The following is a 23,228-nucleotide window of genomic DNA, read 5'->3' as shown; positions in this document are numbered from 1 at the left end:
AGGCCTGCCACTCTTGCAGGTTCAATTCACCTTTGTTATGAAAGCCGGGTCGGAATCGATCCGGCTTTGATTCATTTGAAGAGACATGAACAGGAAAAGGAGGGCTGTATGATGTATGTGACGCGTCATGATCATCACCGTCAGCACGGCCCCGGTTTTGCCCTGCATAAGTAACTTGTGCAGGGCGGAAAAAGACGAGCACACTGTCTTATTCTGCCTTTTCCTGAAGGCGCGGTCATCGATCGCTGCCGGACATTCGCCAGCACATTGATGCATATCGCGGTTTGGAAACCGGGCATTGGTGCGTGGCAGAATTGAGCAGATTGCCATGTCTCTTGTTTCTATCCAGAATCTTTCGCTTACCCTTCATGAGCCACTTTTTGCCAATCTCGATCTCGTCATAGGCGAGGGCGAGCGCCTTGGTCTCGTTGCTGCCAACGGGCGCGGCAAGACCAGTCTCCTGCGTCTCCTTGTCGGGGAGGGCGAGCCGACGCTCGGCACGATCACGCGGTCGCGTGGATTGAAGATCGGCTATGTCAGCCAGTATGTGCCGGAACAACTGTTTGACCGGACATTCTATGATCTCGTGCTGGATGGTCTCGACGAAGAGGCCCGCGATTATGAAAGCTGGCGCGCCGACATCGTTCTGGACGACATGCGTGTTGCCGAGGAATTGCGACAGCTCCCGGTGCGCCAACTCAGCGGGGGCTGGCAGCGGCTCGCGCTTCTCGCCCGCGCATGGGTGTCGGAGCCCGACGTTCTCCTGCTCGACGAGCCGACCAACCATCTGGATCTCGAAAAAGTGCGGCTGCTGGAAGACTGGCTGAATGCGCTGCCGCGTTCGGTCGCGGTCGTGGTCAGCAGTCACGACCGCGCCTTTCTGGATGGGGTGACGAAGCGGACGCTGTTCCTGCGGGCGGAAAAATCACCGATTTTCGCCTTGCCATACAGTCAGGCGCGAGTTGCTCTTGATGAAATCGACGCGGCGGATGCCCGGCAGTTCGAAAAGGACATGAAGACAGTCCAGCAACTGCGCAGGCAGGCCGCGAAGCTCAACAATATCGGCATCAATTCCGGCAGCGATCTGCTCGTGATCAAGACCAAGCAGTTGAAAGCACGCGCCGACAAGATCGAGGAAAGCGCCAAGGCAGCCCATGTGGAACGCTCTGCCGGCAAGATCATACTGAACAGCCTCGGCAGCCACGCCAAGGCGTTGGTTGTTCTCGATCGGGCCGAAATTACAACACCCGACGGCAGGCTGCTCTTCAAGACGGGGCAGCTCTGGATCAATCCGGGCGACCGTATCGTCCTGCTGGGTGCCAATGGCATGGGCAAGACCCGTTTGCTGACGCTGGTGCGGGAGGCCATCCTTGCGCCGGACCGCGCACAGGCCGGTATCAAGGCGACGCCTTCGCTGGTGCTCGGATATAGCGATCAGGCCTTGTCGGAACTGCGTCCGGAATGGACTCCATTCGAGACGATTGCGAAACGTTTCGACATTGGCGACCAGCGGACGCGGTCCCTTCTGGCAGGTGCGGGCATGACGCTCGAGATGCAGGCAAAGCCGCTTGAACGCCTGTCCGGCGGGCAGAAGGCACGGCTGGCCATGCTGGTTCTGCGGCTGACCAATCCAAACTTCTATATCCTCGATGAACCGACGAACCATCTTGATATCGAAGGTCAGGAAGCGCTGGAGGTGGAACTGCTGCGCAATGAGGCTGCAAGCCTTATCGTCTCGCACGACCGCAGTTTTGTTCGCAATGTCGGCAACCGGTTCTGGATGATCGAAAGAAAAAAGCTGGTCGAGGTGGAAAGTCCGGAGTTTTTCTTTGATGCTATCGGAAGCTGAATAGTTCAACATCTTTCGGTTGTTTAATAACTTCTGGCCGGGTGTGAGTGTTCACATCCGGCCGGGAGGTGAAACGAACCGTGTATTGCTTAAATCGATTAAGAGTTTGAGCGTACAATGTTTTTGGCTTTCCCGCCCTTGCAGGGGGCGGGGGACTTTGACAAAAGGTTTGCACAGTGTCGCTATAAGAGGCGGCAGTCGCGGGCGTCATGCGCCCCATCCACGCAATTCGAATTCAGGACTTTGTTCAAATGGCCAAGACCGCAGAGCAGCAACCCCACGGACTCGATCGCATTCTCACACTCGAACTGGTCCGCGTGGCCGAGCGTGCAGCAGTGGCGGCGGCGAGGCTGCGGGGCCGCGGCGACGAAATGGCTGCCGATCAGGCGGCCGTCGATGCAATGCGCCAGGAACTGAACCGCCTTCCGATTGCCGGAACGGTGGTTATCGGCGAGGGCGAGCGTGACGAAGCGCCGATGCTCTACATCGGCGAAGAAGTTGGTACCAAACAGGGGCCGGACGTCGATATCGCGCTCGATCCGCTGGAAGGCACGACGATCTGCGCCAAGAACCTGCCAAACTCGCTTGCGGTGATCGCGATTGCCGAGAAGGGCAACCTGCTTTACGCGCCTGACGTCTATATGGAAAAGATCGCCGTCGGTCCGGGTTACTCGAAGGGCGTCGTCGATCTCGATGCCAGCCCGACGGACAACATCATGTCGGTCGCCAAGGCGAAGGGCGTGAAGCCGAATGAAATCACCGCCTGCATCATGGATCGCCCTCGCCATGCGCGTCTGATCGAGGAAGTGCGCGCGACGGGTGCCGCAATCCGCCTTATCGGCGACGGTGACGTGGCCGGTGTGATGCACACAACCAATCCCGACGAGACGGGCATCGACATCTATATCGGCATTGGCGGCGCGCCAGAAGGCGTTCTGGCAGCGGCAGCCCTGCGCTGCATCGGCGGCCAGATGCAGGGCCGTCTCCAGCTCAATACCGACGAAAAGATCGCCCGCGCCGCCAAGATGGGCATCGCAGACCCAAAGAAGGTCTATACGATGGAAGAAATGGCCAAGGGCGACGTGCTCTTCGCCGCGACCGGCGTGACGGACGGCAACATGCTCTCGGGCGTCAAGTTTGCCCGCGATTATATCCAGACGCATACTATCGTGATGCGTTCTTCGTCGCAGACTGTCCGTGAGATCAAGGCGCGCCATCAGGATCTGTCGAAGTTCTAGGACCTGTCGGTCCTTCGTTTAGTTCAGCTGGATCAGCGTAAGTTTCTCAAAGGCGGCATTGCAGAATGCCGCCTTTGTCTGTTCCGGTTCAGGTTTTTGGCTGAGGCTGCAACGCCTTCAATACAAGTCGTGCGACATCAGCATGAATGTCGGCACGCGGACGAGTGGCACCATCACTGCAAATGGGGTCTATTTCTCCCGCTGCTTTCAGATGTTCTGCGGCGCCTTCCTTGCATTCGGGCAGAAAGCTGAAATGCGTGGCGCCAGCGACAGCCGCATAAGTTCCTTTGGGCGTGATCGATGCCAGCTTGTCGGCCACCACTCCCGGAGGAACGGTCTGGGTTTCGCCCAGATTGATGAAGGTCATGGGAATTGAAATCGATGCAAGGCTCTGTTCATCGTAGGCTTGCGCAAGACCAGGATCAACGATGACAGCTGATGTAATGCGGCGGTCGAGATTGGATTGCTCGAAGCGGTTCCTGTCGATTGAGCGCAAATCAACCTTGTCGACCTTGATCTGCCCGCCATTTCGATAGCCAACGCCGCCGGCGTACCATGCGCAATCCCATTTGCTGTAAGTATCGCAATAGCGGGCATAAGCTTCGAGATTGGCTCTTGCGCCTGCAATTTCCATGGCGGCGGCACCGCCGAGCGAGAAGCCGAGAACGCTGATCCTGTCCTTGTCGATTATTGCGCGCCACGTCGGGTCCGTTGTCATCGTATCGATCACCGCCGACAGGTCTCCCGTGCGCTCCCAGATTTTCGGAGTGTCCTGCGGTGTGGAATCGCCACTGGTTGTACCGGGGTGGTTGGGGGCCACGGCGACAAATCCGGCCTTGGCCAGCTCTGTCGCCAGCCAGGTCATGCTCTCGAAGCGACCGCCCGAACCGTGCGACATGAGGATCAGCGGAAAGCTGCCTGTTTCCGGTGTGGCATTGATCACAGCCGGAGCACCTTTGAAAATAATATTGTCGCCGATCAAAGTAGCTTTGCCACCGGCCGCGGCTGGATACCATATGCCGACTTTAAGCGTGCGGCCTGTTTCCGCATTGGTGAAGTTGATCTCCCGCTGGCCGACCTCATGAGCCTGACTGGGGGCGGCGACGAAAAGGGCAAGAAGGAATATGACGGTATGATAGGGGAACATGACGGTCTCCGCTGATTGATGGAACAGGGAGACCGTCACCTGTTTTCACACGAACGGCGTCCTTGATCATGATTCAGGTCGTTTCGGATCACGATTTGGGCCATGATCGGCTGTCTGCGTTTCACTCGTGTGTGTTTTATGATTTTCATTCCCTTGCCTTTCGTTTCCTCACTTTTGATGCTTCTGCTGATGGCCGTTCTGCTGCATCGGTTCGGCTGGCGCGGAGCGAACCGGCCCTTCCTGCTCGTGTTGGGATTGTGCGCGTTGCAGTCGCTCATTGTCGGTTTGCGCTGGGGCTACGGGATTACAGAACTGCGCTTTGTTCTGCCTGTTGTAGCCAGTTGCCTGCCGGGACTGACGCTGATGAGTTTCAGAAGCCTCATCCATCAGGCGAAAGCAGACGATACCGTTCTGGTCTGGTTTCACGCGTTGCCGCCATTCGTCATTGCCGCAATGGTCTACTTCGCGCCGGGTTTGATCGATGCGGCGCTGATTGGGCTTTACGTTGGCTATGCGCTTGCCCTGCTGTTGCTAGGGCGCTCCGGTCCCGACGCCCTGGATGCGGCGCGCCTCGATAGTGCGGTGGCAGCTCATCGGGCGCTTGTCATTGCCGCTGCATCCTTGTGCTTTTCTGCCTTGTTCGATCTGTTGGTGGTGCTGGATTTCGAATGGCGGAAAGGAGATTACACAGCTGCGATCATCGGCAATGCCAATCTGCTCGGTCTGTTCCTTATCGGCTTGACCGCGCTGACGGCAGCTCGCGCCAAAGCTGCGCCAGAACCGGATTTTGAAACGACGCCACCGGCGCCGGATGCCGAAATAGATCGCAATGTTCTGGATAAGGTCGAAGCGCTTTTGACTGAGCAAAAGCTCTTTCTCGATGAAAATCTGACGCTGTCGCGGCTGGCTCGACGGGCCTCCATTCCGGCGCGCCAGATATCGGGCGCCATCAACCGGCTGACAGGCCAGAATGTTTCCCGTTTCATCAACGATTATCGAATTGCCGAAGCTTGCCGGCGGCTTGAGAAGGACGACATTTCGATAACGACCGTCATGTTTGAATCCGGGTTTCAGACCCAAATCGAACTTCAATCGCGAGTTCCGGCGGGTGACGTCGCTCAGTCCTGCCGACTGGCGAGATAAAAATCGTCCGGCTTGACCGTCTGCCGCCTTTTGTGTCTTTAGAATCTCATGACGACAGAGCGCTTTTTCCTCGGAATAAAACAATCCGCAACCGGGCAGAAATGGGTGGACCGGCTTGGCCTGCGTGAGGCCAACACGGCCCTTGCCATTGCGCAGCATCACGGCATTACCGATCTCGTCGCGCGCGTGCTGGCTGGGCGGGGTGTGTCGGTGGAAGGCGCGCCTGAATTTGTCGATCCGACGTTGCGCAATCTCATGCCCGATCCGGCGACGCTCACCGATATGGACAATGCGGCAGGGCGCATTGCCGATGCCATTCTGCGCCGCGAGACCGTTGCCATTTTCGGCGACTACGATGTGGATGGGGCCTGTTCCTCCGCCCTGATGTCGCGTTTTCTCAAACATTACGGCATTCAGCATTCCATCTATATTCCCGACCGGATTTTCGAAGGTTACGGCCCAAATCCCGATGCCATGCGCGATCTGGTCGCCAAGGGCGCAACCCTGATCGTCACAGTCGATTGCGGCACCAACAGCGCGCCATCCATTACAGCCGCGAAGCAGGCAGGCGCCGATGTCGTCGTGCTCGATCACCATCAGGTCGGTGGTGATCTGCCGGAAGATGCGGTGGCTATCGTCAACCCGAACCGAGAAGACGATATTTCCTTGCAAGGCCATCTCTGCGCTGCAGGCGTGGTCTTTCTTACGCTGGTGCAGGTGACCAAGATATTGCGGGAGCGCGGCAAGGGGCCGGGCCCGGATCTGCTTTCCCTGCTCGATCTCGTGGCGCTCGCCACGGTCTGCGACGTGGTGCCGCTGACTGGCGTCAATCGCGCTTTTGTCGTGAAGGGGCTGCTCGTTGCGCGGTCACAGAGCAATGTCGGCCTTGCGGCGCTTGCCCGCGTCTCGCGCATTGGAGAGCCTCTCAATGTCTTCCATCTGGGTTACCTGATCGGGCCGCGCATCAATGCGGGCGGGCGCATCGGCGACGCCGGACTTGGCGCGCGACTACTGACATTGGACGATCCCGCCACGGCAGATCGCATCGCTGTGGAGCTTGACCGGCTCAACCAGGAGCGGCAGGCCATGGAAGCGGAAATGCTCATGGAGGCGGAAGCGGAAGCCTCGCTGGAAATCTCCGGTGGTGCGGGCGCATCGGTCATCGTGACGGCAAGCGACCGCTGGCATCCCGGCATTGTGGGGCTGCTCGCCTCGCGGCTGAAGGAAAAGGCGCGGCGGCCGGCCTTTGCCATCGCCTTCAACGCCAATGGCGTTGGGTCGGGCTCCGGTCGCTCCATCATGGGGCTTGATCTTGGCAAACTGGTTCGCGGGGCGATGGATCGTGGGCTGCTCGTCAAGGGCGGCGGCCACGCCATGGCCGCCGGTATCACCATCGAGCGCGGCAATCTTGGCGCGTTGCGGGCCTATCTTGAGGAAGAATCGGCGCATATCGTCTCGCGCCTGCGGGAAAATCAGAGCCTTTCCATCGATGGCGCGCTGGCCGCATCGGGCGCCACCGTATCGCTTTATGAAGCCTTGCAGAAGGCTGGGCCCTATGGTTCGGCGCATCCGCAGCCCATATTGGCGCTGCCGCATCACATACTGGCCGATGTGCGGGGCGTCGGGCGCGATCATGTGCGCGTTACACTGCGCGGCGCGGATGGAAAGCGCGTCAACGCCATAGCCTTCCGGGCGGCGGAAGGCGATCTCGGACGGTTCCTGTTCAACAATATCGGCCAGAGTGTCCATGTCGCAGGCAATCTGTCGCTAAACCATTGGAATGGCTCGGTCACTCCCCAGATCCAGATTCTGGACGCGGCTTTGCCAATCTAGAGCGTTTCCGGGCCATTTGAAATTCTTCAGTTTTTTGTCTTCACGCTCTTGTGAGGGGCGGGGGCGAATTCCCATATGAGCACTTAAACATTCAGACATGACTCTAAGTGGGAGAAACCGATGCCGGGTTCCGGAAACCGCCTGACCAAACTGACAGCTGCAATGGTGCTGGGGTTGATTGCCTCCTTTGCTGCGGTCGATTTCGCCGAGGCTCGCCGCGCGGGCGGTGGCGGTTTCGGCAGCCGTGGTGCGCGCACCTATTCGGCACCCGCGCCAACCCGCACCGCGCCTAATAACGCAGCTCCCATCGAACGTTCCATGACGCCCAATACCGGCGCTACACAAACCAGCCGCCCGGCGGCGGGCGCAACGCAGAATGCTGCTCAGGCGCAGCGTTCCGGCGGCATATTCGGCAATTTCGGTCGTTCCATGCTCGGCGGTCTTCTCGTCGGCGGCCTTATCGGCATGCTGCTCGGCAACGGCCTTGGCGGTCTTGCCGGCATGTTCGGCCTGATCCTGCAGGTTGCCGTGATCGCGCTCATTGCCATGTTTGTCATGCGCATGTTCGCGAACCGCCGCCAGCCGGCAGCGGCAGGTGCTGGTAATGCAGGCGCGCAGCCCTTTGGCGCGCCAAAATCCGCCGCTCCCCAGGCCGGGCCGCTGGCGGGTTTTGGTGGTCGCACCCCATCGGTAAACCCTTTCGAGACGAAGCAGGAAGCTGCTCCGGCTGCCCCGGCTGTTGAGGACGAGCCGATGGATGTCGGTCAGGAAGATCTGGACCGGTTCGAGCAGATGCTTTCTGAAGTCCAGACAGCCTATGGCCGTGAGGACTATGCGGCGCTGCGCAAGCTCACGACCCCGGAAGCCATGTCCTATCTGGCTGAAGAGCTGGGCGAGATCGCTTCCAGCGGCATGCGCAACGAAGTGAAGGACGTCAAGCTTCTGCAGGGCGATGTTTCCGAAGCCTGGCGCGAAGGCAACGCCGAATACGCAACCGTTGCGATCCGCTATTCTGCAATCGACGTCATGCTGGATCGCAATACCGGCACCGTCGTCGAAGGCAATCCGAACGAGCCGGTGGAAAGCGTCGAACTTTGGACCTTCACCCGCCAGGATAGCGGCGAATGGCAACTTGCTGCCATTCAGGGAACGGAATAACCGTTCAGGATCGAAAAAAAGCCCGGTCTCGCGACCGGGCTTTTTGTTTTATGTTACCAGCTGCCGATATTTTCGGCGGAAGCCCAAGGCTCCTGTGGCGCCAGACGTTCGCCCTTCTGGATCAGTTCGATGGAAATGCCGTCGGGCGACTTGATGAAGGCCATATGACCGTCGCGCGGCGGACGGTTGATGGTGACGCCTGCATCCTGCAGCTTCTGGCAGGTGGCGTAGATGTCGTCGACCATATAGGCCAGATGGCCGAAATTGCGGCCGCCCGTATAGGTTTCCGGGTCCCAGTTGTAGGTCAGTTCCAGTTCCGGCGCGCGTTCCGCCTTTGCCCGGTCCGTATCGGAAGGCGCGGCGAGAAAGATCAGCGTGAAGCGGCCCTTCTCATTTTCAGTACGGCGGATTTCTTCAAGGCCGAGTTTCTTTACATAAAAATCGAGAGATTCATCGATGTCGCGAATTCGGACCATCGTGTGCAGATAGCGCATAGTCTTTTCCTCGGCTGTTGTAATTCATGGGCTGACGCTCGGAAAACGCATGGAATGCCGATTGGTTCGGCGGGGATATCGAATCCGATGTCGGAGACCGAACGTCAAGCTATCACCCACAGAACAGGGTTCAAGAATTTTGAGCCGCAGATGTGACCGGAAATGTCCCCGGACCCTCATTGCCAAATCGGCGACCGGCCATATTTGAAGTGGTTGGCCGGTTGCGAGGGCTGCCGCGCGGGAAAAGTAACCATGAAGTTGTGAAGTGTGTGGTCTTCATGGGGACTGACACAAGTTTGGACTTGCCGCCTCCGGTTAAGGAAGTGTTATTCTTTAGACAAGAATCAGGTCGGAATCGCAATGGAAGAACAGAGGAGGGGCGAACGCATGGCGGACAAGTCTGTGTCAAATGACCAGTTTCGCAGCCAGCACGCCTCGGAAGAGCTGGGCGATATCATCGAAATTTCGGGCCATATCAAATGGTTCGACGTAGCCAAGGGCTACGGCTTCATTGTTCCGGACCAGCCGGGCCTTAATGACATTCTTCTTCATGTGACTTCACTGCGTCGCGATGGCTTCCAGACCGCTCTGGAGGGTGCGCGCATCGTTTGTGAAGTCCGGCAGGGCGAGCGCGGCCTGCAATGTTTCCGCGTGCTGTCGATGGATACCTCGACCGCCGTTCATCCCGCGCAGATGCCGCCGCAGCGCACCCATGTCACCGTCACGCCGTCGAGCGGACTTGAGCGCGTGATCGTGAAGTGGTTCAACCGCACCAAGGGGTTCGGTTTCCTGACGCGCGGCGAAGGCACGGAAGATATTTTCATCCATATGGAAACGCTGCGTCGTTTCGGCATGATGGAACTGCGTCCCGGTCAGGTGGTGCTGATCCGCTTCGGTGAGGGCGACAAGGGCCTGATGGCTGCTGAGATCCATCCGGATATCGGAACGGCAATTCCTGTTTCTCATTAGAGCATAATCCGGCCGGAGTGAAACGAAGGCGTTCAAGTTTATGCTTGATATAGAAGAAGGCAGAGCGTCCATCTGATCCCGTCAGATCGAAGCGCTTTCTGGAGTGCGGCTGTTCAAAGTGCGCCGGCTTTACCCGATCGCTGTAACAAGCAGGTGAGGGCGCGGCGCGGCTCTTCACGCGGTCTTGTGATCATCCCATCCCGTTGATAGGTTCCGGCCTGGTTTCTTTCTTTGAATAGGCAGGTCATGGGCCGCATTTTTCTTGCTTTTGCATTTGTTTTTCTCGCATTCACCGCTCAGGCTGATGAAGCACAACCGATGAGGCTGCCGGTCGACAAGGAGCCGCTGACATTCGTCACCGCCAACGGCAACAAGGTGAATTTTGCGCTTGAAGTGGCGGATACTGACGACGCTCGCGTTCGCGGCCTGATGTGGCGCACGGACTTTCCCCGGGACCGGGCGATGATCTTCGTGTTTGGCGAGATGCGCCGCGTCATGATGTGGATGCAGAATACGCCGTCGCCGCTCGATATGGTCTTCCTTGATGACAAGGGACGCGTATCGGCCATTCACGAAAATGCGGTGCCATTCTCCGAAAATATCATTTCATCCGAGGTTCCGGCGGCGTATGTCGTGGAACTTCTGGCCGGCACGGTCAAGCAAACCGGCATAAAGCTCGGCGACAGGGCCACCCACCGCGTAATTTGCGGTGCTTGCCGGTCCTGATCGCTGTCAGGTGTTTCCAGCTAAAACGGAACCGCTCTGTCTATCTGTTTTACGCATTTTCCTGATGCAAAGGCTTCGCACCTTGGCTCGGAAATGCTCCAAGAGGAATAAGGAATTGAGTGCCCTCGATATCGAATATTTCGAACATGACGGCCTGCGCCTGGCCTATCGTCAGGACGGTGAAGGCGATCCGATCCTGCTCATTCACGGCTTTGCGTCGTCAAGTCTGGTCAACTGGGTTTCGCCCGGCTGGTTCCGAACGCTGACCGAAGCCGGATATCGCGTGATTGCCATCGATAATCGCGGGCACGGGCTTTCAGCGAAGCCCCATGATGCGGACGAATACACGCCGACCAAGATGGCGGCGGATGCGGCAGCGCTTCTCGATCATCTCGGCATCGAAAAGGCGCATGTCATGGGCTATTCCATGGGCGCGCGCATCTCGGCATTTCTGGCGCTGGAACATCCCGAGCGCGTTCACAGTGCCGTTTTCGGTGGCCTTGGCATCGGCATGGTCACGGGCGCGGGCGACTGGGAGCCGATTGGAGAGGCGCTGCTTGCCGAAGACCCGACGACGATCATGCATCCGCGTGGCCAGATGTTCCGCAAATTCGCCGACCAGACCAGGAGCGACCGTATCGCCCTTGCAGCCTGCGTGATCACCTCCAAGGAACTTGTTCCGGCTGCCGCGATTGCGCGCATCATGCAGCCTATTCTCGTTGCAGTCGGCACGACCGACGATATTGCCGGCAGCGCACAGGAACTCGCCGATCTTCTGCCGAATGGACAGGCGGTTGACATTCCGGGCCGCGACCACATGCTGGCCGTTGGCGACAAGGTCTACAAGCAGGCAGTGCTTGGGTTTTTGAAAGAAAACCCGCTCTGACGGAAGTTTGATCCTTAGCAAAGCGTCCGCCTTGGAGTTGCGCCAAACTCGGCGGTGTGAAGGCAAGGCATTTTAAGCCAATCCTCCGGACAACCGGGGATTGCTATTTGCAAGTACGCATTTCCGAACGCAAAACCGTTTCACACTTTTGCTGGAAATGCTGTATGCTGCGCGCCGAACTCGTATTGCGGTGCGGGGACAGAGCGAAAGCACGGCTGTTTCTTCCCTCGCGCGGTGCAAAACTGGAGTATGCATATGTCCGTTCGCACATCAGCGAAAGCGACCCCCGGTCTGGGTCAGGTCGATCCTATCTGGCATTCCATCCGTGCCGAAGCGGAGGAGGCGGCCAAGAATGATCCCGTTCTGGGCACGTTCCTCTATGCCACGATCCTCAACCAGCCTAGCCTGGAAGATGCGGTCATGCATCGCATTTCCGAGCGTCTCGGCCATGCCGACCTGAGCGCCGATATTCTACGCCAGACCTTTGATGCCATGCTGGATGCCAATCCAGATTGGTCGCAGATTGTCCGCGTCGATATTCAGGCGGTTTATGATCGCGATCCGGCCTATAGCCGCTTCATGGACCCGATCCTTTATCTGAAGGGTTTCCATGCGATACAGACCCACCGCCTAGCGCACTGGCTTTACCATGAAGGCCGCAAGGATTTCGCCTATTACCTGCAAAGCCGTTCCTCATCGATCTTCCAGACCGATATTCATCCGGCGGCGCGGCTCGGCAGCGGACTCTTCCTCGATCATGCGACCGGCCTTGTCGTGGGCGAGACGGCCCTGATCGAAGACAATGTGTCGATCCTCCACGGGGTTACGCTGGGCGGTACGGGCAAATCGAGCGGGGACCGTCATCCGAAAATCCGCCATGGCGTGCTGATCGGCGCGGGGGCGAAAATTCTCGGCAATATCGAAGTCGGCCATTGTTCGAAAATCGCAGCCGGATCGGTGGTTTTGAAACCCGTTCCCAACAATGTCACCGTCGCTGGTGTGCCTGCCCGGATCATGGGCGACACGGGCTGCGCGGAACCTTCCCGTGTCATGGACCAGATGCTGGGCGACGGAATCTAGATCCATTTTCCATCACTGAGGGCAACCGATGTCAAGGAAATCGGGCCGCTTGCTGGTTTTCTCCCGCAGGCGGCCTATATTGTGATGCAAGCGGCGATTAGCTGGCCACGCCCCTTGGGATAGTCGATGTCAGGGGTTTACATAAGAAAATGCCGGGTGCAATAAACCGGCTCAATTCAATATCAGGAGAAGCCGGTTGAAACCCGAAGAACTCAAAAAACTGGATGCCTATTTCAAACGGACCTTCAACAATCCCGGCCTGCAGGTCAAGGCACGCCCGCGCAAGAACGACTCCGCCGAGCTTTATCTCGAGGACGAATTCCTGGGCCTGATCTACAAGGATGAGGACGAAGGCGAACTCTCCTACAATTTCTCGATGGCAATTCTCGACGTCGATCTTTGATCGCAGCGGCAAGCGCGTCGCAGACGACGCCGATGCCCATGCAGGAATGCTCTTGACGCCCTTTCCCATGGAGAGGGCGTTTTGTTGTTGAAACACGCTTGCGAGGATGCATGAAGATCATTGCCGCCGCTCTGACCTTGTCCGGCATGCTGAACTGAGCAGTTATGAAATCTGCGACTGATTTCGGTGCGACTTCATGAAATTCCGCTTTTCACTCACCGTCCTCCTGATCGGCCTGTCGTTTCCGGCGCGGGCAGAAGTTCTAGGCACCATCGAAACCGAGCAGGACGACGGCTCCCTGTCGGTGATCGAGATTCTGGATGAACCTCCAAGTGTCGCTAAATGCGATGGCGCTCACGCCGTCGCAGTCTACGTCAAGGAAAGCAACTTTTCCCTGCCCGTTGGAAAAGGATGCTGGAAGCTGCTCGGATCGGCAGAAATGATGAAGCTGGAAATCGTTCTAAGCGCCACCGAGGAGCATGTCATGAGCGGGGTTCCGTTGAACCAGGTCAAGTTCGGCGGAGAGGGACAACGAGCATTTCAGGAATTGATGGGCGAACAGGAGCGCTCGAGACAGCTGATGCCGCTCCAGTAAGCCACGATTGAACAGGCTCTCCGGGCCTTCGGCACTCAATCACGCTCGTCCGGAATCAGTTGGCGCGTTTGCCATCAAGAAGATGAGTATTGGCGAAATCGACGACCGCCTTGTCCAGTGACTTCCAGTCGCCCAACATGGATCGGGGGAATCGATAGAGGATCTGCAAGTCGCGCCCGAACTGGACGTCGCGTTCGCACGAATTGAAGCTTTCTGCTGCGTTGTCGGCAAGGCATCGCGTGACAAATTCCGGCTTGCCGTTGCTGGTGTCGGAGAGCACCAGCTCCTCGCCCTTGTAGCCGCTGTTTTCCAGAAACCGGTGTACCGTCAGGTTTCCGGGAGCGGCTTTTCCGTCGGACTCTATCAGTTCAGCGTAGATCGGGAGGTAACGTCCGCTCATGTCGCGGGACATGGTGCGCTGCTCGATGGACATGAAAATCAGGTGCCGTTTCGGGGTAAGAAGGTTGAAGATGGCGCGGTCGCGTTCCGTATAGCCGGTAAGGCCCGGCCAGCGGGCGTAAAGATCGAGGCGGCCCGTCACTCCGTCGCGCCGCTGATTCGAAAAGCGGATCATATTGGCGGGAATCGAGAGGACATTGTTGCCGATGATGATCTCATAAGCCTGCGTGCTGTCGGAATGACCGCCCCGGGCAATCAGCGGACCGAGCAGACGCCCTCCGATATTCACGGCGATCGAAAGGAGGACCAGCGCGACAACGGCCAACAGCAGCCAGCCGAAGAGGCGGTTGCCCATTTTCGAGGCGGTGTAATCGGGTGCTGTTTCCATTTGGCTCGAATATCTGTCTTCTATGGTTAACAGAGCGTGAAACCGTGCTTGTCTGGCGACCTGAAACAGCTTAGCGATTCAATATCGAGTTTGCTGATGGAGGAAAGCACATGCCGATCTATGCTTATAACGGGCACAAGCCGCAATTCGTGGATCGCAGCAGCAACTGGATCGCGCCCGATGCGACCCTGATCGGCAAGATCGTCGTGGGTGAAAATGCCGGATTCTGGTTCGGCGCCGTTTTGCGGGGCGATAATGAGCCTATCACCATCGGCGACGATACCAATGTTCAGGAACACACCATCATGCATACCGATATCGGCTTTCCGCTGACGGTCGGGGCGGGGTGCACCATCGGGCATCGAGCCATACTCCATGGCTGCACGGTGGGTGAAAACACACTGATCGGCATGGGCGCCATTGTTCTCAATGGTGCGAGAATCGGAAAGAACTGCCTGATCGGGGCAGGGGCGCTAGTCACCGAGGGCAAGGTAATACCGGATAACTCGCTGGTCGTCGGTTCTCCTGCAATGGTTCTTCGGGAACTGGACGAGGCGGCGGTTGAAAAGCTGAAGGCTTCGGCAGAGCATTATGTCGAGAAGGCACGGTCCTTCATGCGCGGCCTGGAACCTGTGTGAAATGAAAAAGGACGGGACCAGAGGGAGACTGGCGGCCCGTCCTTCTTCAATTTTTCTTTTTGATCAGTTCTTGATGCTGCCGACGAGCAGCTCACGGTCGCCCTTGATCGAGACCCAGCTGCCGGTGTTCGTGGTCGACTGGCGCTTCAGGTAGGTGTAGTCGGTCTTGTTCCAGGCGAGAACGCGGGTATCGAGATTGTCGAGAATGAAGTCGCCGCGGTCGGTGCGGACGGTCAGGACCGCGTGGCCTTCGCCATTTGGCTGGCGGACCACCGTGAAAAGCAGGGTGTTTGCCGGAATGCCGAGCGCCATCAGTTCGCGGCGCTTCAAAAGCATGTAGTCGTCGCAGTCGCCGACCGTTGTCGGATATTCCCAATATTCCTCGCGGCCCCAGGCTTCCATGTCGGTCATCGGCGCGATCTTTTCGTTGACGCTCGCATTGACCGTGATGATCTGCTTCCAGATTTCCGGGGTCAGCTTCAGCATGTTGCTGTTGCGGCTGGTGATATTGCATTCAGACTTGTAGCGGTCGCAGAATTCATAATGGCCGATCGGCTGCGATGTGCGCTCGCCCGTCGTCATCCATGGGGAATTGGCGGCGGGACTTGCAGCCTCGGCCAGTCCGATTCCGAGCAGCATCAGGATGGCTGCGATGATGGTCTGCTTCGTCATTCTTTTGTCTCCCTGTTGGAGACCAAGATGACTTAGACAATTTGAAGGCACGCAAATTTAAGCGCGAAAATGCGAGTTAAATTCGATTAAAAGTGCAAATAACGCTGAAACTTTTTGTCAACGGACGGACAAATTCAGGGCAAATCGGGCTATTTTTGTGGCTTTTTTGTGATTTCGGTCGTTTCGCGGTTTGCCATTCCGTAACCTTGACGCGCATTCATCTTTTGGACCGATGCTTTCAGCCGAAAAGATTGTCCAGTGTCGCGCTGGTCTGGATAGTGGCGAATTCGATTGCGAAACCATCCTGGAAATGACGCACGACGGTTCCCCGGATCGGCCCGAGCATGACACTGCTTTTGATCGCGGGCTTGAACTCGCTTTCGATTGCCGCACCTGAAAGCGAAAGGTCGGCGATACGGCACAGCCTTTGTGTGCCGTCGGCAAAAGTGATGTTCTGCCGGTTCTTGTGCGGCACGACGCGTTCGTGACGGCGGTCTTCGGGCAGGGCAAGCTCGTGCTTGTTGGCAAGCCAGGTCAGCTGTGCCGAAAGCTTGTCCTTCTTCTGTTCGGACGTGGCCAGAAGAATATGGAAGCCCTCGGATGTCACCTCATGGGCAATTCCCTCGATCCGCCCCACATGGTCGATATAGGCGATAATCCGCTCACCGTTGCGCGGCGTCGCTATGCCGCTCATCAGGGCCGTGCCGGGCGACATGCGCTTGATAACACACGGAAATTCGCTGCGATTTTCCAGCATGTAGCGACCGTTGAGATCGACATTCACGGCGTTGAAGTTTTCCTGCCGCACATTGCTGGCAGTGGGGGCCGCAGCAAATCTGTTCATCAAAGCCGATCCATTTCGAATTTTGTCCGCTCACTGTCAGGCACACTACAGCACGGGCTGATAAAGAGAAATCGCGATTGCGACCTGTTTCAGGCTTTGCCGCCATTGATGACGCGCAATTTCGGCGCTGCATGCAGTTCCGTCAGGCGAATATTTGTCCACTCCCGGCCTGTCCCAGCTGCGTTTACCGTTACGGCTGCCGATTGCCGCACGTCGTCCGCGAGAATCAGATCGGGCGCCACCGGCTCGATGGAATTCAAATGGCCGAGCACGATTGGGTCGGCGCCGACCCACGTGACAGAATCAAGCACAGCGATGCTGCCGAGAATGCTGATCTGGCCGTCCGCCGCTTCGAGCGGGGCGAGGAACATTTCCAGCCCCAGGCTGCGTCCCGACATGCTGATTCCAACATGCGAGACGAGGGCAGGGATTTCGAGCCCGCTGACGTTTTGCGAGGTTTCACGAAGTGCGGCACGGTCGCGTTCGGACCAGAGCGAGAGGAACCGCGTGTTCTTCAGTTCGCGTCCAAAAAGGGTGCAGATGCGCGTTCCAGCCAGACGGAACGACAGGTCCCCATGCTCTCCAGCCTCGAGAAAGAAGAGGTCGGACAGATGACGCCCCAGCTTGCGCGGCTCGATCCGCTCGCGCATCGGCGCGCGAAAGGTGCCGCGTTCCGTGCGGGCCAGTCGCTGCCATTCGCTGAAAATCGCGATCGTACTGCGGTGTTTCATCATGCGCCGTTGGTTTGTCCATTGCACGCGGAGGCCGCCTCCGCTGGTGGACGCATTAAAATAGTATTAACGGGGAGGATGCCAGTTTAACCCTTTGTTCATCCACCGGGCTCGTCCGTTAAGGTTAACAATAAAGTAATGGTTGCACTGCTTTAAAAGACGCGCTTTGATAAGCCATCAGACGAAGCCTTTGACTTGGTTGGCGTTTTTCTGAGCTCCAGATTTAATTTCGCGAAATATTCTGTTCGCGGGCAGGCCGATCGGGTATCTCCGTCGGCCTTTATTTTTAACAGATTTTGCCCTATCTAGATGCTTCCACCCGATGCAAGGGACCGACCTGGCCCGGTTGTCGGCGTGCAAGGATGAGAAAGCAGCAGTTCATGAGCGTTCCCCAGCCGGAAACAGACGGCAGTAACCGCCGGTCAGGCGGCAGCGAGCCGATCTTCAATATACCCGGCGTCGTTCTTGCGCTTATCGGCCTATGCGCGGCGGTGTATGTCTATCAGAACTATCTCATCAGCGAGCAGCAGAACTACAGCTTCATGCTGAACTTCGCGCTCATTCCGGCGCGATTCTCGCTTGCGGGTGGCTTTACCGATCCGACCGCGCTCTTCACGCTCATCAGCTATTCCTTCATGCATGGCGGCATTGCGCACCTGGTCGTCAACATGATCTGGCTCGCCGCCTTCGGTTCTCCGCTTGCGGGCCGCATCGGTACCGGACGGATGATAGTTTTCTGGATATTCACGTCGGTTATCGCCGGTCTGACCCATTATGCGATCTATCCGGACAGCATTTCACCGCTGGTGGGGGCTTCGGGAGCGATTTCGGGCATGATGGGTGCTGCGGCGCGCTACGGCTTCCGGCGCATCGGCCACGGACGCAAATCAGAATTTGCAGGGCCCGTACTTCCGGTGGGGCTCACCCTGACGCTGAAGCCTGTGTTGACCTTTGTCGGGGTCTGGTTCCTGATCAACATCATTACCGGTCTCTACTCGACTGGCGGTGCAGACCTTTCCAGCATCGCCTGGGAAGCGCATATAGGCGGCTTCATCGCCGGTTTTTTCGGCATTTCACTGATGGACCGCCCGCGCGGTTACGATGCGGTTCTGAGGCGCTAGGATTCTGGCTCAGAAAGCCTTCTTCCCCATTTGATGCCACTTGCTAATCCGACGTTCAAAGCGCACCATCATGGAACGTGGTGGGAGGAGCTGCGTTCTGCTTCATATGGCGCTGAAACGTCCGAAGCAGCGAGTGCTAGAGTTGTTCCCTTATTAGAGAACAGTCGAACCGCTCTAGCTCTTTGTTTTAAGCATTATCCGACGCAAAACCGCTTCGCGCTTTTGCTGGAAATGCTTTAATCTTGGAGGGACTTTGGCATGACCGTAAGATCGATTCTCGAGACAAAGGGCAGGGATGTGGTGGTTATCGCGCCTGCCGATACGCTGTCCCACGCTGTCGCCATGCTGAACAAACACAAGATCGGCGCGTTGGTGGTGTGCGACGAGGCCGGTCGAATCAAGGGAATTCTGTCTGAACGCGATGTCGTCCGCGCCGTTGCTGCGCAGGAGACCAAGGCCATGAGCATGCCCGTCGCCGAAGTCATGACGGCAAAGGTGCAGGTCTGCCGCGAACATCATACGATCAATCAGGTGATGGAAATCATGACGCGGAGCCGATTCCGCCATATGCCGGTGGAAGAAGGCGGCAAGCTCGTGGGAATCGTTTCAATCGGTGACGTGGTGAAACGGCGCATCGAAGATGTCGAACGCGAGGCGGAAGATATCCGCACTTATATCGCTACGGCCTGAGCGACTCGACGTCTGGCCATTCTCCCGGATGGAAAGGCCAACCGGGAGAGTTTTTACAGGGGAATCAACTCAACGTGCGCGGAGATATCTCTCGGCAGCGTAAAGCGAGATCGCAGCCGCATTCGATACGTTGAGCGACTTGATTTCGCCCGGCATGTCGAGGCGGGCAAGCGCGGTGACCGTTTCGCGTGTCTTTTGACGCAGGCCTTTGCCTTCCGCACCAAGCACGAGAGCGATTCGTCCGCCGGACAAGGTGGCTTCCATTTCCAGCGGCCCCTCCGAATCAAGCCCGATGGTCTGGAATCCGAGGCTATGAAGTTCCTCAATCGCTTCGGCCAGATTGCGCACTTCGATATGAGAGATCAGTTCGAGGGCTCCCGAGGCTGCTTTGGCGAGGACGCCGGTTTCCTGCGGGCTGTGGCGGCTTGTCGTAATCAGCGCACCGGCACCGAAGGCTACCGCTGAACGCATGATGGCGCCGACATTATGCGGATCGGTCACCTGATCGAGCACGAGCAGCAGCGGACTGTCCTTCAGTTCGGACAGCTTTCTGGCGCGCAACGGCTCGGCCTCGATCATGACGCCCTGATGGACGGCTTCCGAACCGGTTTCCTTGTCTATATCGCGCGGCTCGACGATTTCGACAGGGAAGGGGAGAGATTCGGCCTCTCCGATTTCCAGCCGTGCGAATCCGTTTCGTGTCGCCAGCATGCGCAGTATCCTGCGTTCCGGGTTTTCCACGGCGGCGCGGACCGTATGCAGTCCATACAGACGAACCGTTCCTTCGGTCACGGCACTTGCCGATATGGAAGGACGCTGCGGCTTGCGCGGTGATTTGCCTTCCGTTCCGGCCTTCTGGTCGCGATGCTGGCGGCGCAGGCGCGCATAATGAGAATCTTTTGGTGTGCGGGGTGAATTTTGATCGGTCATGGCGTGCTTATAGCTCTTTAGCAGTGCGGAAGATAGCGGCCAGCCCTGCAAATGCTATCAGGCTGTTCTGATTGCAGAATAATCTGCAAAGCCCGCGAAACCGGGCCTTTCTTCCCGCATGAACGGGCGAGAGAAGGCAATGTTTCCACGCCGTTGTGAACAGACATGCATTCTTTTCGCTTTTACCCTGTTGACAGGGGATAAGCTTATCGTCATAAGGCCCCTCGCGGATCGACGGCTGGCCCAACAGTCAGCCAGAAGCCCCGCGGAAATGCCTAGTCGCTCGACTCTGCTGATAGTGATATCTGGAGGGATGCCCGAGTGGTTAAAGGGGACGGACTGTAAATCCGTTGGCTATGCCTACGTTGGTTCAAATCCAACTCCCTCCACCACTGTCGGATCAGAGTTAAGAGTGCGCGGGTATAGCTCAATGGTAGAGCAGCAGCCTTCCAAGCTGAATACGCGGGTTCGATTCCCGCTACCCGCTCCAAATTTTTCCGAGCGGTTTGGCGTGTAAGGAATCATCGACGGGCGGTTCGCCGTTCCGTTTTGGCATAAATGCTGGCCCGGAAGCCAAGAGGCTTTTGTGCTGGCGCTTGAGCGGTTCTAGAACAAAGAGAACAACGGCGATGGCAAAGAGCAAATTCGAACGTACGAAGCCCCACGTTAACATCGGCACGATTGGTCACGTTGACCATGGCAAGACGTCGCTGACTGCAGCGATCACCAAGTTCTTTGGTGAGTTCAAGGCGTATGACCAGATCGACGCCGCTCCTGAAGAGCGCGCCCGCGGCATCACGATCTCGACGGCCCACGTCGAGTACGAAACCGCAAACCGTCACTACGCACACGTCGACTGCCCCGGCCACGCCGACTATGTGAAGAACATGATCACCGGCGCTGCCCAGATGGACGGCGCGATCCTGGTGGTTTCGGCTGCTGACGGCCCGATGCCGCAGACCCGCGAGCACATCCTGCTCGCCCGTCAGGTTGGCGTTCCGGCAATCGTGGTGTTCCTCAACAAGTGCGACCAGGTTGACGACGCAGAACTGCTCGAACTGGTTGAACTGGAAGTTCGCGAACTTCTGTCGAAGTACGAATTCCCTGGCGACGAAATCCCGATCATCAAGGGCTCGGCTCTTGCTGCTCTGGAAGATTCCTCGAAGGAACTGGGCGAAGACGCCGTTCGTTCGCTGATGGCTGCTGTTGACGACTACATTCCGACCCCGGAACGTCCGATCGACCAGCCGTTCCTGATGCCGATCGAAGACGTGTTCTCGATCTCGGGCCGTGGCACGGTTGTGACGGGTCGCGTTGAGCGCGGTATCGTCAAGGTTGGTGAAGAAGTTGAAATCGTCGGCATCAAGGCGACGGCGAAGACGACGGTTACCGGCGTTGAAATGTTCCGCAAGCTGCTCGATCAGGGCCAGGCTGGCGACAACATCGGCGCGCTGATCCGCGGCGTTGGCCGTGAAGACGTTGAACGCGGCCAGGTTCTCTGCAAGCCGGGTTCTGTGAAGCCGCACACCAAGTTCAAGGCAGAAGCCTACATTCTGACCAAGGACGAGGGTGGCCGTCATACGCCGTTTTTCACGAACTACCGTCCGCAGTTCTACTTCCGCACGACGGACGTGACGGGCGTTGTCACGCTGCCGGCCGGCACGGAAATGGTCATGCCTGGCGATAACGTCGCCATGGACGTGCAGCTGATCGTGCCGATCGCCATGGAAGAGAAGCTCCGCTTCGCTATCCGTGAAGGCGGCCGCACCGTCGGTGCAGGCATCGTCTCCTCGATCATCGAGTAATGAATTTGACTGGCGGTTACGCCGCCAGTCTGGCATTCTAAATGCCGCATAGGGGTATAGCTCAGTTGGTAGAGCGACGGTCTCCAAAACCGTAGGTCGCGGGTTCGAACCCTGCTGCCCCTGCCATTTCAGAACGGGTGCTCATGGCTTGACTATGGGCGCCCGTTTTCTATATGATAGTTTGGGCGGCAATCTATGCCGCCTTACCTTTTCGATGATGGCGCAGGCTTCGGCAGGGCGACGTCGTGGAAAATGATAATTCCCTGCGGGATTTGTTGGCCGGGCAGGGGAGGATCGCCGTCGCACGATTGGATGGTGCGCCGAGTGATATTCGCAAGGATTGGATCTCCGATAAGCCTGTATGGTATTCTTTTAACCTTTGGGCTTGTTTTTTTCGGGAATCGATTCTATGTAGCGTCAACAGACACGCGGCGCGTGGGGCTGAATTTTCAGCTTTGCGTGCCGTATACGCGTGACTTCAGGCTTTTGATTCGTTTTTGCGAGCTAGAGTTTGGGGATAGCGCCGGATCAATGACAGAGCGGCAGATGGCATCCAAGACGAATCCGATCACCTTTTTTCAGCAGGTTCGCGCCGAAACGGCGAAGGTGACCTGGCCTACACGGCGTGAAACGGTCATCTCCACCATTATGGTGGTGATCATGGCGTTTCTGGCTGCCGCGTTCTTTTTTCTTGCCGACCAGCTTATGGCCTATGGCGTAGAATTTATTCTCGGCCTTGGTCGATAAGTTAGGATTGGGGAGTTTTTAGATGACGGCGCGCTGGTACATCGTTCACGCCTATTCCAATTTCGAAAAGAAGGTCGCCGAGGACATCGAGGCCAAGGCAAAGCAGAAGGGTCTGTCCGAGCTTATCGAGCAGATCGTTGTGCCGACCGAGAAGATCGTTGAAGTGCGCCGCGGCCGCAAGGTTGACGCAGAGCGCAAGTTCTTCCCGGGTTATGTGCTGGTGCGTGCAACCCTTACGGATGCCGTCTTCTCGCTGATCAAGAATACTCCGAAGGTCACTGGCTTCCTTGGCGATTCCAAGCCGGTGCCGGTTTCCCAGAAGGAAGTCGACCAGATTCTGAACCAGGTTCAGGATGGCGTCGAGCGCCCGAAGACTTCGGTATCCTTCGAGATTGGCGAAAACGTTCGCGTTTCCGACGGTCCGTTCGCTTCCTTCAACGGGATCGTTCAGGAAGTCGACGAAGAGCGCGCGCGTCTCAAGGTTGAGGTTTCCATCTTCGGGCGCGCAACGCCCGTGGATCTGGAATACGGTCAGGTCGACAAGCTGTGATCGTTTGCCCGTGAAGGGCTCCACTCCAGGCGAATTTCGGCTGGAGCGGAAATGGTGGAAGGGAAGGCGGCTTAGCCGGTCGCCGATCTCCGGACCACCGAACTGCCCGCCAGTCGAACTGGCGTCAGTCGAGAGCCGGATTTTCCGGCATTAATCGAGAAAGCCGGATTTCCGGCAAAGTAAAAAAGGCAG

General features: G+C 57.6%; 25 protein-coding genes and 3 tRNA genes. 20 read left to right on the top strand and 8 right to left on the bottom strand.

Translation table 11 applies throughout. The features are described 5' to 3' along the window. Window positions 1-21: 21 nt before the first annotated feature. Window positions 22-330, bottom strand: a complete 309-nt coding sequence (locus OINT_RS06950; protein ID WP_006470297.1) for a hypothetical protein — start codon at window positions 328-330, stop codon at window positions 22-24. Here OINT_RS06950 and OINT_RS06945 point away from each other — a divergent pair. Then, the gene (locus OINT_RS06945; RefSeq protein ID WP_039852645.1) at window positions 329-1,849 is read left to right on the top strand and encodes an ABC-F family ATP-binding cassette domain-containing protein; all 1,521 of its coding nucleotides are present in this window, start codon (window positions 329-331) and stop codon (window positions 1,847-1,849) included. The two genes, OINT_RS06950 and OINT_RS06945, sit on opposite strands and share 2 nt — an antisense overlap. 251 nt (window positions 1,850-2,100) lie before the next feature. Further along, entirely contained in the window at window positions 2,101-3,087 is a 987-nt protein-coding gene (glpX, locus tag OINT_RS06940) for a class II fructose-bisphosphatase (protein ID WP_006470299.1), read from the top strand. Between the two features lie 88 nt (window positions 3,088-3,175). Here glpX and OINT_RS06935 read toward each other — a convergent pair whose 3' ends face one another. Beyond that, a complete protein-coding gene (locus OINT_RS06935) occupies window positions 3,176-4,234 on the bottom strand; it encodes an alpha/beta hydrolase family protein (RefSeq protein WP_006470300.1) in 1,059 nt (352 codons plus the stop codon). 138 nt (window positions 4,235-4,372) lie between these two features. On the opposite strand from OINT_RS06935, the gene OINT_RS06930 reads away from it, so the two are divergent. The 3 genes from OINT_RS06930 (at window position 4,373) to OINT_RS06920 (ending at window position 8,368) form a co-directional block, all read left to right on the top strand. Further along, complete coding sequence (locus tag OINT_RS06930) at window positions 4,373-5,377, top strand: helix-turn-helix domain-containing protein (protein WP_328284837.1); 1,005 nt, start codon at window positions 4,373-4,375, stop codon at window positions 5,375-5,377. Window positions 5,378-5,425: 48 nt separating this feature from the next. Beyond that, the gene (gene recJ / locus OINT_RS06925) at window positions 5,426-7,210 is read left to right on the top strand and encodes a single-stranded-DNA-specific exonuclease RecJ (RefSeq protein WP_006467062.1); all 1,785 of its coding nucleotides are present in this window, start codon (window positions 5,426-5,428) and stop codon (window positions 7,208-7,210) included. A gap of 120 nt (window positions 7,211-7,330) precedes the next feature. Further along, window positions 7,331-8,368 (top strand): Tim44 domain-containing protein, encoded by a 1,038-nt coding sequence (locus OINT_RS06920; RefSeq protein ID WP_006467061.1) that lies wholly within the window; start codon window positions 7,331-7,333, stop codon window positions 8,366-8,368. Window positions 8,369-8,421: 53 nt separating this feature from the next. Here the strand turns inward: OINT_RS06920 and gloA are convergent, their stop codons facing one another. Further along, complete coding sequence (gene gloA / locus OINT_RS06915) at window positions 8,422-8,862, bottom strand: lactoylglutathione lyase (protein ID WP_006467060.1); 441 nt, start codon at window positions 8,860-8,862, stop codon at window positions 8,422-8,424. A gap of 387 nt (window positions 8,863-9,249) precedes the next feature. On the opposite strand from gloA, the gene OINT_RS06910 reads away from it, so the two are divergent. The 6 genes from OINT_RS06910 to OINT_RS06885 all read left to right on the top strand — a co-directional run bounded on the left by OINT_RS06910 (window position 9,250) and on the right by OINT_RS06885 (window position 13,521). Next, the gene (locus OINT_RS06910) at window positions 9,250-9,831 is read left to right on the top strand and encodes a cold-shock protein (RefSeq protein ID WP_006470303.1); all 582 of its coding nucleotides are present in this window, start codon (window positions 9,250-9,252) and stop codon (window positions 9,829-9,831) included. Window positions 9,832-10,077: 246 nt separating this feature from the next. Next, the gene (locus OINT_RS06905) at window positions 10,078-10,557 is read left to right on the top strand and encodes a DUF192 domain-containing protein (protein WP_006470304.1); all 480 of its coding nucleotides are present in this window, start codon (window positions 10,078-10,080) and stop codon (window positions 10,555-10,557) included. Between the two features lie 115 nt (window positions 10,558-10,672). After that, on the top strand, window positions 10,673-11,443 hold the full coding sequence (locus OINT_RS06900) for an alpha/beta fold hydrolase (protein WP_006470305.1): 771 nt from the start codon (window positions 10,673-10,675) through the stop codon (window positions 11,441-11,443). A gap of 255 nt (window positions 11,444-11,698) precedes the next feature. After that, entirely contained in the window at window positions 11,699-12,523 is an 825-nt protein-coding gene (cysE, locus tag OINT_RS06895) for a serine O-acetyltransferase (protein WP_006470306.1), read from the top strand. 196 nt (window positions 12,524-12,719) lie between these two features. Further along, on the top strand, window positions 12,720-12,926 hold the full coding sequence (locus OINT_RS06890; RefSeq protein ID WP_006467055.1) for a DUF3126 family protein: 207 nt from the start codon (window positions 12,720-12,722) through the stop codon (window positions 12,924-12,926). A gap of 196 nt (window positions 12,927-13,122) precedes the next feature. Further along, entirely contained in the window at window positions 13,123-13,521 is a 399-nt protein-coding gene (locus tag OINT_RS06885) for a hypothetical protein (RefSeq protein WP_006467054.1), read from the top strand. A 55-nt stretch (window positions 13,522-13,576) separates the two neighbouring features. On the opposite strand, the gene OINT_RS06880 is transcribed toward OINT_RS06885, so the two are convergent. Then, window positions 13,577-14,308 carry a hypothetical protein gene (locus OINT_RS06880; RefSeq protein ID WP_006467053.1) on the bottom strand — a complete coding sequence of 244 codons (732 nt, stop codon included), beginning with the start codon at window positions 14,306-14,308 and terminating at the stop codon, window positions 13,577-13,579. A 110-nt stretch (window positions 14,309-14,418) separates the two neighbouring features. Between OINT_RS06880 and OINT_RS06875 the strand changes: the two genes are divergently transcribed. Then, window positions 14,419-14,946 (top strand): gamma carbonic anhydrase family protein, encoded by a 528-nt coding sequence (locus OINT_RS06875; RefSeq protein ID WP_006467052.1) that lies wholly within the window; start codon window positions 14,419-14,421, stop codon window positions 14,944-14,946. Window positions 14,947-15,009: 63 nt separating this feature from the next. Here the strand turns inward: OINT_RS06875 and OINT_RS06870 are convergent, their stop codons facing one another. The 3 genes from OINT_RS06870 to OINT_RS06860 form a co-directional block, all read right to left on the bottom strand. Then, window positions 15,010-15,618 carry a transglutaminase-like cysteine peptidase gene (locus OINT_RS06870; RefSeq protein WP_006470307.1) on the bottom strand — a complete coding sequence of 203 codons (609 nt, stop codon included), beginning with the start codon at window positions 15,616-15,618 and terminating at the stop codon, window positions 15,010-15,012. Between the two features lie 238 nt (window positions 15,619-15,856). Beyond that, window positions 15,857-16,462, bottom strand: coding sequence for a PilZ domain-containing protein (locus tag OINT_RS06865; protein ID WP_006470308.1), 606 nt, complete (start codon window positions 16,460-16,462; stop codon window positions 15,857-15,859). An 89-nt stretch (window positions 16,463-16,551) separates the two neighbouring features. Continuing rightward, on the bottom strand, window positions 16,552-17,193 hold the full coding sequence (locus OINT_RS06860) for a PAS domain-containing protein (protein WP_036564524.1): 642 nt from the start codon (window positions 17,191-17,193) through the stop codon (window positions 16,552-16,554). A gap of 380 nt (window positions 17,194-17,573) precedes the next feature. Between OINT_RS06860 and OINT_RS06855 the strand changes: the two genes are divergently transcribed. After that, complete coding sequence (locus OINT_RS06855) at window positions 17,574-18,314, top strand: rhomboid family intramembrane serine protease (protein WP_036564513.1); 741 nt, start codon at window positions 17,574-17,576, stop codon at window positions 18,312-18,314. Between the two features lie 258 nt (window positions 18,315-18,572). Continuing rightward, complete coding sequence (locus OINT_RS06850) at window positions 18,573-19,004, top strand: CBS domain-containing protein (protein WP_006467047.1); 432 nt, start codon at window positions 18,573-18,575, stop codon at window positions 19,002-19,004. 69 nt (window positions 19,005-19,073) lie between these two features. On the opposite strand, the gene OINT_RS06845 is transcribed toward OINT_RS06850, so the two are convergent. After that, the gene (locus OINT_RS06845; RefSeq protein ID WP_006470311.1) at window positions 19,074-19,934 is read right to left on the bottom strand and encodes a TrmH family RNA methyltransferase; all 861 of its coding nucleotides are present in this window, start codon (window positions 19,932-19,934) and stop codon (window positions 19,074-19,076) included. A 307-nt stretch (window positions 19,935-20,241) separates the two neighbouring features. Here OINT_RS06845 and OINT_RS06840 point away from each other — a divergent pair. The 6 genes from OINT_RS06840 to nusG all read left to right on the top strand — a co-directional run bounded on the left by OINT_RS06840 (window position 20,242) and on the right by nusG (window position 23,036). Beyond that, window positions 20,242-20,326, top strand: a tRNA-Tyr gene (locus OINT_RS06840). A 24-nt stretch (window positions 20,327-20,350) separates the two neighbouring features. Then, window positions 20,351-20,424 (top strand) — tRNA-Gly (locus tag OINT_RS06835). A 139-nt stretch (window positions 20,425-20,563) separates the two neighbouring features. Further along, window positions 20,564-21,739, top strand: a complete 1,176-nt coding sequence (gene tuf, locus OINT_RS06830) for an elongation factor Tu (RefSeq protein WP_006467031.1) — start codon at window positions 20,564-20,566, stop codon at window positions 21,737-21,739. A 50-nt stretch (window positions 21,740-21,789) separates the two neighbouring features. Continuing rightward, window positions 21,790-21,865: transfer RNA gene (locus OINT_RS06825), tRNA-Trp, on the top strand. Window positions 21,866-22,285: 420 nt separating this feature from the next. Continuing rightward, complete coding sequence (gene secE, locus OINT_RS06820) at window positions 22,286-22,486, top strand: preprotein translocase subunit SecE (RefSeq protein WP_002964376.1); 201 nt, start codon at window positions 22,286-22,288, stop codon at window positions 22,484-22,486. Between the two features lie 22 nt (window positions 22,487-22,508). After that, a complete protein-coding gene (nusG, locus tag OINT_RS06815) occupies window positions 22,509-23,036 on the top strand; it encodes a transcription termination/antitermination protein NusG (RefSeq protein ID WP_006467043.1) in 528 nt (175 codons plus the stop codon). Window positions 23,037-23,228: the final 192 nt, after the last annotated feature.

It is taken from the genome of Brucella intermedia LMG 3301, assembly GCF_000182645.1.
Lineage (GTDB): Bacteria > Pseudomonadota > Alphaproteobacteria > Rhizobiales > Rhizobiaceae > Brucella > Brucella intermedia.
The sequence above is the reverse complement of the archived record's forward strand: the minus strand, read 5'-3'. Positions and strand labels throughout refer to the sequence as shown.

Excerpts from the sequence above, each read along its gene's own strand:
- OINT_RS06945 (WP_039852645.1), top strand. The coding sequence starts at position 329 with ATGTCTCTTGTTTCTATCCAGAATCTTTCGCTTACCCTTCATGAGCCA.
- OINT_RS06950 (WP_006470297.1), bottom strand. The coding sequence starts at position 330 with ATGGCAATCTGCTCAATTCTGCCACGCACCAATGCCCGGTTTCCAAAC.
- glpX (WP_006470299.1), top strand. The coding sequence starts at position 2,101 with ATGGCCAAGACCGCAGAGCAGCAACCCCACGGACTCGATCGCATTCTC.
- OINT_RS06935 (WP_006470300.1), bottom strand. The coding sequence starts at position 4,234 with ATGTTCCCCTATCATACCGTCATATTCCTTCTTGCCCTTTTCGTCGCC.
- OINT_RS06930 (WP_328284837.1), top strand. The coding sequence starts at position 4,373 with ATGATTTTCATTCCCTTGCCTTTCGTTTCCTCACTTTTGATGCTTCTG.
- recJ (WP_006467062.1), top strand. The coding sequence starts at position 5,426 with ATGACGACAGAGCGCTTTTTCCTCGGAATAAAACAATCCGCAACCGGG.
- OINT_RS06920 (WP_006467061.1), top strand. The coding sequence starts at position 7,331 with ATGCCGGGTTCCGGAAACCGCCTGACCAAACTGACAGCTGCAATGGTG.
- gloA (WP_006467060.1), bottom strand. The coding sequence starts at position 8,862 with ATGCGCTATCTGCACACGATGGTCCGAATTCGCGACATCGATGAATCT.
- OINT_RS06910 (WP_006470303.1), top strand. The coding sequence starts at position 9,250 with ATGGCGGACAAGTCTGTGTCAAATGACCAGTTTCGCAGCCAGCACGCC.
- OINT_RS06905 (WP_006470304.1), top strand. The coding sequence starts at position 10,078 with ATGGGCCGCATTTTTCTTGCTTTTGCATTTGTTTTTCTCGCATTCACC.
- cysE (WP_006470306.1), top strand. The coding sequence starts at position 11,699 with ATGTCCGTTCGCACATCAGCGAAAGCGACCCCCGGTCTGGGTCAGGTC.
- OINT_RS06885 (WP_006467054.1), top strand. The coding sequence starts at position 13,123 with ATGAAATTCCGCTTTTCACTCACCGTCCTCCTGATCGGCCTGTCGTTT.
- OINT_RS06880 (WP_006467053.1), bottom strand. The coding sequence starts at position 14,308 with ATGGAAACAGCACCCGATTACACCGCCTCGAAAATGGGCAACCGCCTC.
- OINT_RS06875 (WP_006467052.1), top strand. The coding sequence starts at position 14,419 with ATGCCGATCTATGCTTATAACGGGCACAAGCCGCAATTCGTGGATCGC.
- OINT_RS06870 (WP_006470307.1), bottom strand. The coding sequence starts at position 15,618 with ATGACGAAGCAGACCATCATCGCAGCCATCCTGATGCTGCTCGGAATC.
- OINT_RS06865 (WP_006470308.1), bottom strand. The coding sequence starts at position 16,462 with ATGAACAGATTTGCTGCGGCCCCCACTGCCAGCAATGTGCGGCAGGAA.
- OINT_RS06860 (WP_036564524.1), bottom strand. The coding sequence starts at position 17,193 with ATGAAACACCGCAGTACGATCGCGATTTTCAGCGAATGGCAGCGACTG.
- OINT_RS06855 (WP_036564513.1), top strand. The coding sequence starts at position 17,574 with ATGAGCGTTCCCCAGCCGGAAACAGACGGCAGTAACCGCCGGTCAGGC.
- OINT_RS06850 (WP_006467047.1), top strand. The coding sequence starts at position 18,573 with ATGACCGTAAGATCGATTCTCGAGACAAAGGGCAGGGATGTGGTGGTT.
- OINT_RS06845 (WP_006470311.1), bottom strand. The coding sequence starts at position 19,934 with ATGACCGATCAAAATTCACCCCGCACACCAAAAGATTCTCATTATGCG.
- tuf (WP_006467031.1), top strand. The coding sequence starts at position 20,564 with ATGGCAAAGAGCAAATTCGAACGTACGAAGCCCCACGTTAACATCGGC.
- secE (WP_002964376.1), top strand. The coding sequence starts at position 22,286 with ATGGCATCCAAGACGAATCCGATCACCTTTTTTCAGCAGGTTCGCGCC.
- nusG (WP_006467043.1), top strand. The coding sequence starts at position 22,509 with ATGACGGCGCGCTGGTACATCGTTCACGCCTATTCCAATTTCGAAAAG.